Source organism: Rothia sp. HMSC073B08, assembly GCF_001812975.1.
In the GTDB taxonomy this organism is placed as follows: Bacteria; Actinomycetota; Actinomycetes; order Actinomycetales; family Micrococcaceae; genus Rothia; species Rothia mucilaginosa.
Window position 1 is genome coordinate 112,274 of the sequence record NZ_KV811057.1, and the last position, 11,752, is coordinate 124,025.

10 protein-coding genes are annotated in these 11,752 nt (G+C 60.7%); 5 read left to right on the forward strand and 5 right to left on the reverse strand.

The features are described 5' to 3' along the window. Window positions 1-135: 135 nt before the first annotated feature. The 4 genes from HMPREF2884_RS03245 (at window position 136) to HMPREF2884_RS03260 (ending at window position 4,664) form a co-directional block, all read left to right on the forward strand. Entirely contained in the window at window positions 136-1,641 is a 1,506-nt protein-coding gene (locus HMPREF2884_RS03245; RefSeq protein ID WP_070615613.1) for an amino acid permease, read from the forward strand. 346 nt (window positions 1,642-1,987) lie between these two features. Next, window positions 1,988-2,512, forward strand: coding sequence for an acyl-CoA thioesterase (locus HMPREF2884_RS03250; RefSeq protein WP_070615617.1), 525 nt, complete (start codon window positions 1,988-1,990; stop codon window positions 2,510-2,512). A gap of 109 nt (window positions 2,513-2,621) precedes the next feature. After that, window positions 2,622-3,743 (forward strand): RAD23 family protein, encoded by a 1,122-nt coding sequence (locus tag HMPREF2884_RS03255; protein WP_070615620.1) that lies wholly within the window; start codon window positions 2,622-2,624, stop codon window positions 3,741-3,743. 213 nt (window positions 3,744-3,956) lie between these two features. Continuing rightward, the gene (locus tag HMPREF2884_RS03260) at window positions 3,957-4,664 is read left to right on the forward strand and encodes a hypothetical protein (protein WP_070615623.1); all 708 of its coding nucleotides are present in this window, start codon (window positions 3,957-3,959) and stop codon (window positions 4,662-4,664) included. A 120-nt stretch (window positions 4,665-4,784) separates the two neighbouring features. Here HMPREF2884_RS03260 and HMPREF2884_RS03265 read toward each other — a convergent pair whose 3' ends face one another. From HMPREF2884_RS03265 to HMPREF2884_RS03285, 5 genes are all read right to left on the reverse strand, one after another. Further along, window positions 4,785-5,294 carry an SRPBCC family protein gene (locus HMPREF2884_RS03265; protein WP_005509277.1) on the reverse strand — a complete coding sequence of 170 codons (510 nt, stop codon included), beginning with the start codon at window positions 5,292-5,294 and terminating at the stop codon, window positions 4,785-4,787. A gap of 32 nt (window positions 5,295-5,326) precedes the next feature. Next, window positions 5,327-6,637, reverse strand: coding sequence for a tRNA guanosine(34) transglycosylase Tgt (tgt, locus tag HMPREF2884_RS03270; RefSeq protein WP_044150805.1), 1,311 nt, complete (start codon window positions 6,635-6,637; stop codon window positions 5,327-5,329). Window positions 6,638-6,761: 124 nt separating this feature from the next. Then, window positions 6,762-7,700 (reverse strand): Dyp-type peroxidase, encoded by a 939-nt coding sequence (locus HMPREF2884_RS03275; protein ID WP_070615632.1) that lies wholly within the window; start codon window positions 7,698-7,700, stop codon window positions 6,762-6,764. Between the two features lie 134 nt (window positions 7,701-7,834). After that, window positions 7,835-9,097, reverse strand: a complete 1,263-nt coding sequence (locus HMPREF2884_RS03280; RefSeq protein WP_070615636.1) for a glycoside hydrolase family 76 protein — start codon at window positions 9,095-9,097, stop codon at window positions 7,835-7,837. A gap of 163 nt (window positions 9,098-9,260) precedes the next feature. Continuing rightward, the gene (locus HMPREF2884_RS03285) at window positions 9,261-10,397 is read right to left on the reverse strand and encodes a pseudouridine synthase (protein ID WP_083309670.1); all 1,137 of its coding nucleotides are present in this window, start codon (window positions 10,395-10,397) and stop codon (window positions 9,261-9,263) included. A 570-nt stretch (window positions 10,398-10,967) separates the two neighbouring features. On the opposite strand from HMPREF2884_RS03285, the gene HMPREF2884_RS03290 reads away from it, so the two are divergent. Then, the gene (locus HMPREF2884_RS03290; protein ID WP_005507171.1) at window positions 10,968-11,552 is read left to right on the forward strand and encodes a TetR/AcrR family transcriptional regulator; all 585 of its coding nucleotides are present in this window, start codon (window positions 10,968-10,970) and stop codon (window positions 11,550-11,552) included. Window positions 11,553-11,752 lie beyond the last annotated feature (200 nt).

Here is an 11,752-nt window from a genome sequence, read left to right on the forward strand (position 1 = left end):
GTTCTGAGCGATGTGAGTGTGCCCGTAGAATAGTTAACTATTCGTACCCGTCAACGAGGCTAGAAGCCGCAGAAGCCGGGTGCGAGCACACATTGCACATCACGCCCCTAAGGCGTACTGACGGAAGGCACCTTCGTGTCCCACAACGACGATACCCGCAGCCACGCTGCAGCGGGGACCGCCGGATCGCGCACCCTGAAGCGTTCTCTGTCCCACGGACAGATGACCATGATCGTGATGGGTTCCGCGCTCGGTACGGGCCTCTTCTTGGGTTCGGGCACCGCCATTGCGATGGCTGGTCCCGCAGTCATTCTCACCTACGCTATTGGTTCTGCGCTCGCTTCGGTGATTGGCGCGGCAACCGGTGAAATGGCGGTTCGCTACCCTGTCCGCGGCGGTTTTGGCACTATCGCTACCCGCTACCTGGGCCCCTTCGCGGGCTTTTTGACTCGCATCGCATACTGGACGGCGACTGTTCTGATTGCTGGCGTTGAGCTGGTGTCGGTGGCGACTTACCTGAATTATTGGTGGCCGCAGCTTCCGCTGTGGGCGGGTATTGCCGCGTTTGGTGTGGCGCTGATCGTGCTGAACCTGACCAGCGTGAAGTCTTTTGGCATGCTGGAGTTCTTCCTGTCTTCGATTAAGGTCATTTCGATTATTGCCTTCCTGCTGGTGGGCCTGTGCCTGATTTTCTTCGGTCTGCCCGGCCACGCTGCGGTGGGTACCGCGAACCTCTTCAACGACGGCGGCTTCATGCCGAACGGCCTCCAGTCGGTGTGGCTGTCGCTGGCTGTGGTGATGTTCTCATTCGGCGGCATTGAGATGATTTCAATCTCTGCTGCGGAGGCGAAGGACCCCTCCCGTTCGGTGCGTTCCTCGGCGAAGGCGATGATGGTTCGTTTGGCGACCTTCTACGTGCTGGCGGTTCTAATTGTTGTGGCTGTTATTCCGTGGCGTTCGGCATCAGGTCTGGGCGACGCTGTGGAGGCATCCCCGTTCGTTCTGGTCTTTGAACAGCTTGGCATTCACGGTGTGGCACACTTCGTGAACTTTGTGGTGCTGATTGCGGCACTGTCGAGTGCGAACGCGAACCTGTACGCGGGCGCGCGTCTGCTGCACTCGTTGGCGGCTGACGGTATGGCGCCTCGCCAGCTGGCTCAGGTGAACCGTGCCGGCGTTCCGGCTCGTGCGGTGTGGCTGTCGACCAGCGGCATGGTCATTGCTATTCTGCTGGCTCTGTACAGCCCGAAGGAAGCGTTCCTCTCCATGATTTTTGTGATTATGGTGTGCGCGCTGACCGTATGGGTTCTGATTCTGTTTGCTTACATCGTGTACAAGCGTGTTGAGCCTGCAACCAATGGTTTCCGCCTGTGGGGTGGCCAGTTCACCGCGGCGGTTGGCGTTCTGGTGCTCTTCGCGGTATGGGTTGCGCTCTTCATGGTGCGCGGTTCCATGGTTCCGGCAATTGTGGGCGTGGGCTACTTTGTGGTGCTGAGCCTGCTGTACTTTGCTCGTATCCGCCACACTCACGTGATTGATGAGCAGACCTTCGTGGAGGCTCAGCAGGCAACTGCCGAGTATGACGCCATGAAGTACGACGCTGATCATGCCCTGGAGACTGCGGCAAAGCTGGGCCGTTAAGGTTCTGTAGCTGCCGGGAGGGCCGGCGTTGGGGTCTGTAGAGACTCCAAGAAGGTAATAAACGAAAAATACGGAAAATTTCTGGAATTCCTCGTAATAAAACCGTAAAAATGCAGTTGGCCCTCAGGGCGGGTCTATCATGGACAGTGAACCGTATGATCTTGTATGCGTTCAAATGTCTGTGTGTTGGATGAGGCTCGAAAGCATCGTAGCTTTCGAGCCTCATCGCTTTAACTATCAAATATATTTCTAGCCCCCGAATCATTATCAGCTGATTCATTTGCTGTACCTTGCGGATTCGTACGAATGGACGCCTCACAGCGGTGGGGGGAGTAGAGTTAAAACCATGCAAAGCCACGAAAAGAACCGCGAAAACACCCCCGAAAAGACCTCCGCCTCTGAGGCCGGTACCACCGACGAACTGCTGGTGCACGTACCCGCACGCTGGGGCGATATGGACGCCTACGGCCACGTCAACAACGTCGCCATCCTCTCCATCATGGAAGAAGCCCGTGTGGCGCTCTTCGGTCCGCCGCCGTCTTCCGGTCAGAAGCCTGCTGTGGCACCGCAGCCTCCGATTCCGCTTTTCGACCTGGTTGCCGAGGGCGTGCAGGCGCTTATTGCCGAGCACGGCATCCGCTACCTGGCTCAGCTGCCCTACACCGGTGAGCCCGTGCCGGTGCGCCTGAGCGTGGAGAAGGTCAGCGCCGCATCCGTGCGTATTGGCTACTCGATTCTCTCCCCGGTGGACGGCCGCGAATGCGTGCGTGCCTTCACCGTGCTGGCGTTCTGGGATTCCGTGGCGGGGCGTTTGACCCGTCTGAGCCCCGAGCAGCGTGAACTGCTGAGCTCCTACCTGCCGCAGAAGTAGGGGTAGATACCGGCGCTCCGCTGTAATAAAACGGCATTGAACGGGGATAAGCGTATGCTTTAACTACCTTCTGCAAAGGGTGCAAAAGGTTCATCTCCAGGAGATAACAATGTCGTTTCACCACACTCAGGTAGGCTCCGCCGATTGGGGTCGCCGCACGATGCGCGCCACTGGATGCGCCGCCGCCCTGCTCCTCGCTCTGACCGGCTGCTTCGGCGGTTCTCAGAGCGAAAACTCCTCGTCGACCCCCAGCCCCTCCAGCACGGCTAACCACTCGAAGTACCCGCTTCCTTCCTCCACGGCGTCCCCGACGCCGACGAAGAAGACCGAGCCGACCGTCACCGAGACTCAGGCACCCGCCCCCAGCGAGAGCGCCGAGGCGAAGGCGTCCGAATCCTCCGCACTCGCTGATGCAAAGGCAACCCCCGTCGCGGCAGCAACCCCCACCGGTGACACTCCCCGTGCGCCCGAGAAGGTGGAGGCTGAGCGCGCCTCCGCCGGCGAGCGCTGCGGACACATCGGACGCAAGGGCTACCTGAAGACCGGCGCGGAAATCATGGTGCTGCGCGGTACCGTGGACTGCGCCCACGCCCTGGACGTGCTGACCGAATACGTCACCACCCCGCGTGCCGACGACAACCTGACCCAGCACCAGGTGGCGAAGGTTCAGGATGCCACCTGCTACTGGAACCCGCAGTACGAGATGGCTGAGAACCGTCGCGAGGATCGCGGTGCCCCCGAATGCACCATTGGCGAGGATGTCGCTTTCGTGGCGCGCCTGCAGAATCCGGACGCCCCCGAGATTCCGTTCCTCATGGAGCCCTCCTACTATGATTCTGGCGCTGGCTATTACCGTTTCAAGAGCGATGACGAGCGCACCCTCTGCGAGCTGAATCCCGCGGACGGAACCCTGGTGTGCGAGCGCCGCACCGGTGAGCAGACCGGCAACGGTAACGGCGCGGTCGGTCGTACGTTTGCCGGCCCGGTGGAGGTAACTCGCATGAACTTCAAGACCGGCGCCAGCGAGGTGAATACCGTGAATGAGTCCTCGGCTCTGCATGCGGAAACCACCACCGCAAACACGAAGATGATGCACGCCTTGGATGTGGTGACTGTGCCCGCTGCTGAGGGTAAGCAGCTGACCTGCTTCGGTGAGAGTGAGACTGGCTCGATGACCTGCCATGACGGAAACGGCCACACTATTCTGGTGCGTGGCAGGCACGAAGGCTAAGCGCCCGCGTCAGAATTATTGAGTTGCTAACGAGCTATCAATGAGTTGTGAAGAGCTAAGGAGGGGCTCCCCGCAATCCCGGGGCGCCCCTCCTTTCGTGCTCTTGGGGCTACCTCGCGAGTTCTTGAGATGTCATATCCATATAGCTAGCTCACAGGTAGCGTCTTTAGAATACTGGTTAGGAACCCGAACCGATGACGCAGAAAGGTCACCATGCATCCGGCACAGAAGCACTCTACCCAGGCTCGTTCTACTACGCTCCGCACCGCTAAGCGCTACAGCCCCGTAGCACTCGGTGCCACGCTGCTGCTGGCGCTGTCGGCATGCTCCGGAGGCGCTACCACCGCCTCTCCGAACGCTACCGTAGTCCCTAGCCCCAGCGCTACGAGCGCGAAGGCAACCGCCAGCCCCACCCGCACCGCAACGGTCACTGAAAGCACCCCGACTGCCGGTACCGTGCACACCCCCACCGCGGCGGCTACCGTGAGCCCCGGAACCATCACCACCGCAAGCCCCACGGCGACCGCGCAGGCGAGCGCGGCGTCGAGCCCTTCCGCATCGGCTAAGGCGAATACTTCGGCGAGTGCGGTGGCGAAGGCGTCGAGCACCGCGAGCCTGTCTAGCTCGGATGTTCAGTCTGCGGGCGGTAGCTGCGGCAGTATGGACGCTACCGGCTACCTGAAGCACAATGCTACGGTTCAGGTGGCCTCGGGTGCGGTGGATTGCCTGTTTGCGCGTGAGTTGATCCGCCAGTTTGTGGTGCAGAACCCCGCCGAGGTGACCGATAAGGCGAATGGTGAGCGTACCGTCATGTCGGCGCGCTGCTACTGGAAGCCGGGCGACGGCGCGGATCGTGCGACCCCTGAGTGCGTGTCGCTGGATGGTGGCAGCACCGTCATTACCGTGAAGCTGACCAACTAGCCTGCGGCTCAACCTCGGCAAAGTTTTAGGCAGTAATCACAAGCGCCGCGTTGACGAATCATTCGTCAACGCGGCGCTTTCGTGTCTCGAAGCTATCTCAAGCAGCTGGCGCGGCGGGTTTTAGAGCTCCCCGTGTGCGCGGGTGGCGAGCACGTCATCCAGGCGGGCGAAGGTCGAACGCCAGGTGGTGCGCACCTCCTCGTGGACCGAGGCGGGCATGGGACCAATCTCAATGACGATGCGGGTACCGGAACCCACGCCGTCGGCGGTAATCACGGTTTCGGGGAAGAAACGGTGACGCTGGTACACCAGCACGCTACCGGGGTTGCCCAGGTGGTCGGGCAGCTGCTCGGCGTATTCGAGCTCCTTGAACGGTTCAATGCTCAGAAAGCGGCTCTGCAGAATGCAGGACACCGAGGGGTCAACCTCGTTAATCATGGACAGGCGCTGCATGCCGCCGACGACAGGCTCCACGACAACGTCGGTGGGGCGCACGTGCCAGCCGGCGGGGCCGTACCAGCGGACCAGCAGTTCGGGGTCCAGGTAGGCGCCGAAGACGTCCTCGACCGGGGCTGCGATCTCGTGGTCGAAGACGAGAAGCTCCTCATCGGGAACATGAGTGATGCTCATAGGGTTCTCCTTAAACGGGTTGAAGAGCGGGTTTAGGGCTTCTTGCCGGAGTAGTAGTTGCCGAGGAACTCGTCACGGTACTCGAAGTAGGTGCCGTCCTTGATGGCTTCGCGGGCGTCGTCCACCATGCGCACGATGAAACGCTCATTGTGGATGGAGGCGAGGGTCGCCGCCAGACGCTCGTCCGCCTTGAAGAGGTGACGCAGGTAGGCGCGGGTGTAGTGGGTGCAGGTGTAGCAGTCGCAGCCCTCGTAGATGGGCGAGAAGTCCGCCTTGAAGCGCGCGTTGGTGATGTTGTAGCGGCCGGTGGGGGAGTAGACGGCTGCGTTGCGTGCCACGCGGGTGGGGGAGACGCAGTCGAAGGTGTCCACGCCGTTCTCGATGCCGACGAAGATGTCGTCGGGTTCGGAGATGCCGAGCAGGTGGCGGGGCTTGGATTCGGGCAGCTCTTCGGCGCACCAGCGCACGATGGTACCGAGGTTTTCCTTCTCGAGTGCACCACCGATGCCGAAGCCGTCGAAGGGCATGGAGCCGAGATCCTGGCATGCCTTGCGGCGCAGGTCTTCGTACTGGGCGCCCTGAATCACGCCGAACAGTGCCTGGTAGGGCTTGCCCACGCGCTCTGCGGTGAGACGCTGGTGCTCAGCGATGCAGCGCAGCGCCCACAGACGGGTGCGTTCGAGCGCCTCCTCCTGGTAGCCGCGGGAGTTGTAGAGGGTGGTCAGCTCGTCGAAGGCGAACATGACGTCGGCACCAATCTGGTGCTGAACCTGCATGGACACCTCGGGAGTGAAGCGGTGAATCGAGCCGTCAATATGCGACTTGAAGTTCACGCCGTCGTCGTCAATGTGGGCGAGGCGTTCCTTGCCCTTCGCCACGTCGTCGTCGCCGAGGGGGCGGCCGTCGGCGCCCTTAGCGTCCGCGACGGTACCCATGTCGATTACCTTCTTGAAGCCGGAGCCCAGGCTCATGACCTGGAATCCGCCGGAGTCGGTGAAGGTGGGTCCGTCCCAGTTCATGAATGCGCCCAGGCCGCCTGCCGCGTCGAGGATTTCGGGGCCGGGCTGCAGGTACAGGTGGTAGGCGTTGGAGAGCAGAGCCTGAGCGCCGAGCTCCTTCATGGATTCGGGCAGGACCGCCTTGACGGTTGCCTTGGTGCCCACGGGGGTGAAGGCGGGGGTCTGGATCTGTCCGTGCGGGGTGGTGATGACACCGGTGCGTCCGCGGAACTGTCCGCCGTTGGCTTCTACACGTTCAGCGCTGGGGGAGGCGGTGTCCGCCAGGCGGCTGGTGATGGTGAAGCCAAAGTCCTCGGTGGGGAAAGAGTTATCTAGAACGCTCATTCTTCTCTCGATTGTTTGCTTTCCGTCTGAATGTCTACACCCTAGCCTACCGGAAAACCCCGCCTCTCTTGCCGGAGGCGGGGTTCACGAGAATTTAGCTGAGGGTAGCTGGGTTTAGCTCGCCTTAGCCGGCGAAGTCGCCGAGCATATCCACAGTCGGCACGAAGAAGAGGGTGCCGGTCACCGCAGTGCTGAAATCCAGCAGACGGTCGTAGTTGGCGCCATCCACGCCGGTGAACATGTTCATGAGCATCTTCCGGACGGTCGAGAAGGTGCTGGCGTAGCAGATGAAGTAGGTGCCCAGCTCGTTGTTACCCACGGTGCCGAAGGGCATGTTGTCGCGAATAACCTTGAAATCGTCACCGATATTGGCAATAGCGGAGTGCGAGTTGGCGGGCTTCTCGTCCTCGCTCATCTCGATGTCGTCGTGCTTGGAGCGGCCAATGACCTTCTCCTGCTCGGAGACGGGCAGGGCGTTCCACGCGGTCATGTCGTGGATGTACTTCTGCACGAACTGGTAGCTGCCGCCCCTGTACATGGGGTCGCTGTCACCGATGACGCCAAAGTATTCGCGTGCCGCGGGGGTCTGCGGGTTCTCGGTGCCGTCCACAAAACCGATGATGGAGCGGCCGTCCCAGTAGCGGAAGCCGTGCACCTCATCCAGTACCTCGGCAACATCGCGCAGAGCCGCGGTAATAGCGGACGCCATATCGTAGGCGACGGACGGCTGGGTCGCGCGGATGTGGAAGTGCAGATCGCCGGGAGTGGACACCGCGGTGTGCTTAGGGCCCCTAATCTCCTCGAACTCCACGAGCTCTTGCGGCAGCGGCTTGGGCAGATCCAGGGTCAGCCACGCGCTGTGGCTGATACCCAGCACAACGCTGGCGTTCTCGGGAGAGTAGCGGTTCGCGGCGGTGTGGTTGAGGTTAATAACGAGCCCGCAGAGGTTCTGGAACCCCTCAATGAGCGCATCCTGGCTGATGTCTTCCTTGAACTTCCACACCATGAAAATGGTGTTAGCGTTCGGGCTGGCAGTGACCTGTTGTGATTCTGGTGCAAACATAAAACTCACCGTACGCCCGTGTGTACGCCCCCGCAATGAATCCAGCCCTAACCTTCTGCGCTGCTGGGAGAACGCACCGCTGGGAGAAGATTAGGGCTGGGGATAAAGAACAGCAGGGTTTTAGAAGCCGTACTTTAGAAACTGTGGGAGGCGAGGTACCGCGCATGCGCCAGACGCGCCGCCGTCTCAAAAATAGTCCACGCCTGCACCTGAGCGGACAGCTCCACCGGCGCGCCGGGCTTCACAACCTTGCTCATCGGCTCGGTGAATCGCGGGGAGAACTGCACGAGCGCCTTACCGCGAATCTCATTCGGGTCAATGCCGTACTCATTCATCGGCAGGTCGGGGTCAAACTCGCGGCGACCCTCCCACAGGGCGCGTGCGGTCGAGTACACCAGGGTCGAGGCGAGCGCTCGCGCCTCATCACTGAGCAGCGGCGAGGATGCCGCCATGCCCAGGTAGCGCACGAGAATGCCGGTGAACAGGCCGCCGTCGCCGTCACCGTGAGAGACGAGGATGCGGCGGCGAGCACCGGAGAGGAACTCCACCTCTTCGGTCATGTGCTTGACGATACCGACGATGAGGCGCTCGGCGCGCTCGGCAGGATCCACCTCGCAGGGCACACCGGATGCCGCCAAACTCAGCAGCGCACCCAGGGCGGTTCCCTGGTTGTAGGTGAATTCGCCGCGCTCGTACTCGTACTCGTCGCCGCGCACGTTCACGCCGTCAATATAGAGCGAACGTTCTGCATCCCAGAGAGTTTCGTTCATCCAGTCCATCAGCGCTGCGGCAGTCTTCGGGTCGCCCGCCCGCACATACGCCAGAGCAGTCGGCGCGGTCGCCGCAGCATTCACAAAATCACGCTTGGACTTGCGCCAACTCATGCCACCCACCGGGGAGAAACCCTTCGCCAACTGCTCAAAGAGGGCCGCGCCAGCATCCTGGGCGGCAACATCATTCGCGCCGGTCAGCTCAATGCAGAAGGAGTTCATGCGGCCCACCGCGAGGGTCAGCCACGCCATATCGTCAAAGTAGTCGTTCGCGAAGCGGCCGTAATTACGCACGTTAATGCCGCGCAACAGCGCGCGGGCACGGTGTAGCTCCTCCTGGGCGGCAGTAATATCGCCCTCGCGCAGGTGACGCTGACCGGCATCAATCACACAATCCAGCAGGTGCGCCTGCCACCAGTAGTGCCAAGCGTTCAGGCGCTGGCTCAGCGGTCGCGGGTCGGGCACCTGCACCGAACCGATGAGGGCGCCGGGAACGCCAAGAATACGGTGCACGAAGGTGTCGGTGACGCTGGCGGCTGCGGCAGCGGCATGCGAGGAGGTGCGCTCGGCGTACTCGCTAATCGACTCCAGAGACTGCGCGTTGTGGGAAGACGGCTGGGAATTCATGGACCCTCTGTAGTTGCGGTGAAGTATTACGTCTGAAATTATCCCACTTTTTGCCCTCTGAACGCCCGAATACTGTGGGCGGGCTCTCGGGTGTGATTCCTTTTCAAGAGCCCGCCGAGAACATGCACCGCAGGGAACGGAGTGAACGCCACTCAAAAACCGGTTAGGAGGCGGCAGTCAGCGAACGCCCGCTGTACAGATCCACTCGCTCGCCGGTGATGGGATGCTCAAAATGCAGACTGTACGCCAGTAGTTGCAGTGGGTACTCGGGGCGGTCTGGCGCGTCGGGTAGCACCTGCGGATAGAGCACATCGCCCAGAATGGGGGAGCTGAGCATATTCAGGTGCGCCCGCAGCTGGTGCGTTTTGCCGGTGTGAGGCGCCAAATCATAGAGCGCCCATTCTCTATTCGGTTCCGCGCGCCAACCAGCAACCGCCTGCGCGCTCGGGGTAAAAGTCCGCAGAATCTTCGCGGTCGTCAGCGTATTCGGCTCCACACCCTGCGCCGCGCACTCTTGCTCAGAAAGCTGCTGAACCTGCAGCTGATCACGAATCTTCTGAATATGCGAACGCACCTGCAGGCCCTCCGCACTCAACGCCTGCTCGGCGGCGGCAGCATCGGCGGGAACCGGCGCCACGGCACGGTAAGTCTTCGACACCTGACGGTGCTGAAACATCATCTGGAAGGGGCGGCGCGCCTCCACGGTCTTGGCAAAAAGCAGCACGCCCGCGGTTGGGCGATCCAGGCGGTGAATCGGAATCAGCAGCGGGTTCTGCTCACGCACCCGCAGCTTGGTCAGCGCGGTCTGCGCAATATAGGAACCGCGCGGGGTGGTCGGCAGAAAATGCGGCTTATCAATCGCCAGCACGTGCTCATCCTCGTAGAGCACCGGCATGTCGGAGGGTAGCTGCGGCTCATCCGCAAGCTCACGGAAATACCAGATGCGCTCACCCGGCATATACGGGCTATCGCCGGTCAGAATCGTGCCGTCGTCCAGGCGCACCTCACCGGTATTAAAGCGGGCGTAAATAATCTGCGGGTCGTTCGGGTAGAAGCGCGTAATCAGGTAATCCGCAATGGTCGCCGGAGCCGTATTGTTCGGGGCGAGCTCGGCGGGGAGCTCCTCCACGCGCGGCAGGATCAGCTGAATCGGGTCGATACCGTTCTTCTGAGCCAGCGGAGGGGTCAGCAGACGGCGATGCGTGCGGCGTGCAGGCTTTGCCTGATAGGCGGGCTGTATTCCCTGCTGTGTATCGGGGTGTGCGATAGGCTGCGGGCGTGCGGTGTTCTGTGCGGGCATGGCTCTACTCTACCGCCTGGGCGGGGTAGGTTCGGAGGCAAGCTGGAGGCGTACTGAGTGAGTTGGGCTGAGCTACGTGCGGGTGGAAATATTACCGTGGGCTTGGGTGTGGGGTTGCAGAAGACAGTTTTGTCTGACACTCATGAATGTTTGTGTGAATATGTGGAATAGAAAACGAAAACTTCACAAATTTTTGAAATTATTGGACATTTAATTTAAAAAAACTACATTAATTTTACAAAAAACAGCGTTTAAGTGCGGTATTTTCGAAAATGCTGTCAAATCATAAATCAATAACCCTCAATTTAGCCCCTTTGGTTTTTCTAAGTATAAAAGATGTAAAGCAATTAAAGACATGCTAACCTGGGCACCCTACGTCATAAACGCCTTAATAAAGGCCGAAAGTAGCCTTAAAGCGGTACGATTAAGACACAGAAGTTCGATATTTCGAACGAAGGGGTCGAAATGGGACAGAAACAGCGCAAGGATGCAGAGGTTAAAGGAACACCCCCGATGACAGCGGTGCAATCGGACAATTCCAAAGCACCGGAAAATGCGATAGGAGAGGTTATGGAACATTCACAAAAGAATGCGGAGCCTCGCACCGGTGCCCTGCGTATGGAGCCGCACGAACGCGAAGAGCAAATTCTGAAAATCGCTGCAGAACATTTCGCTCGCCGCGGCGTGCTCGGTGCCTCCATGAGCGCTATCGCCCGCGATGCAGGCATTACCCGCGCCCTGCTCTACCACTACTTCCCCGGCAAGGACTCCCTGGCGGCCGCTGTCACCCGACGCGAAGCCAACGCAGTCCTTGAGGCCCTGGGCGAGCATCACGAAAACCCCGAAGAGGCGTTACGCAATGCGCTACGCACGTACTTTCTCGTTGTAGCCGGCGTTCCCACCCCCGGTGGGGAGGACTTCCCGAACAACCCTACCGACTACCTCGAATGGATGCTTGAACGCACCGGCATGCCGATTAATGACCGCACTCGCGTCATCCTCGGAGGCTGGTTGCAGCTCGTCGACTACTTCGCCATGCACGTCGTGCAGCTCAACCCCCGCGATCAGCGCACCGTTCGCTCCCGCGGGCTCGGGCTCGAAGAAGCTATCGACCTGTGCCTGGGTGCCGTTGACACCCTCACCGGCGGTTACTAGCCACCTGTCACCCTAAGAGGTAACAGGTCAGCGTAGGACTTCCCGCTCCGATGTTTGGTTATGTGCTCCACGGCAAAGGCGACGTGGACATCCGGGCGGTTACTCCTCCGCTACGCCGCTTGCGACGTGGCGGAATCCGGGAACACCACCCGGTTCGTGAGTAGGGAAACATAATGCCCCGCACCCCCTTCCGTGAGGGT

Coding starts and splice junctions, on each gene's coding strand:
- HMPREF2884_RS03280 (WP_070615636.1), bottom strand. CDS start 9,097: ATGAATTCCCAGCCGTCTTCCCACAACGCGCAGTCTCTGGAGTCGATT.
- HMPREF2884_RS03260 (WP_070615623.1), top strand. CDS start 3,957: ATGCATCCGGCACAGAAGCACTCTACCCAGGCTCGTTCTACTACGCTC.
- HMPREF2884_RS03275 (WP_070615632.1), bottom strand. CDS start 7,700: ATGTTTGCACCAGAATCACAACAGGTCACTGCCAGCCCGAACGCTAAC.
- HMPREF2884_RS03265 (WP_005509277.1), bottom strand. CDS start 5,294: ATGAGCATCACTCATGTTCCCGATGAGGAGCTTCTCGTCTTCGACCAC.
- HMPREF2884_RS03285 (WP_083309670.1), bottom strand. CDS start 10,397: ATGCCCGCACAGAACACCGCACGCCCGCAGCCTATCGCACACCCCGAT.
- HMPREF2884_RS03255 (WP_070615620.1), top strand. CDS start 2,622: ATGTCGTTTCACCACACTCAGGTAGGCTCCGCCGATTGGGGTCGCCGC.
- HMPREF2884_RS03250 (WP_070615617.1), top strand. CDS start 1,988: ATGCAAAGCCACGAAAAGAACCGCGAAAACACCCCCGAAAAGACCTCC.
- HMPREF2884_RS03290 (WP_005507171.1), top strand. CDS start 10,968: ATGGAACATTCACAAAAGAATGCGGAGCCTCGCACCGGTGCCCTGCGT.
- tgt (WP_044150805.1), bottom strand. CDS start 6,637: ATGAGCGTTCTAGATAACTCTTTCCCCACCGAGGACTTTGGCTTCACC.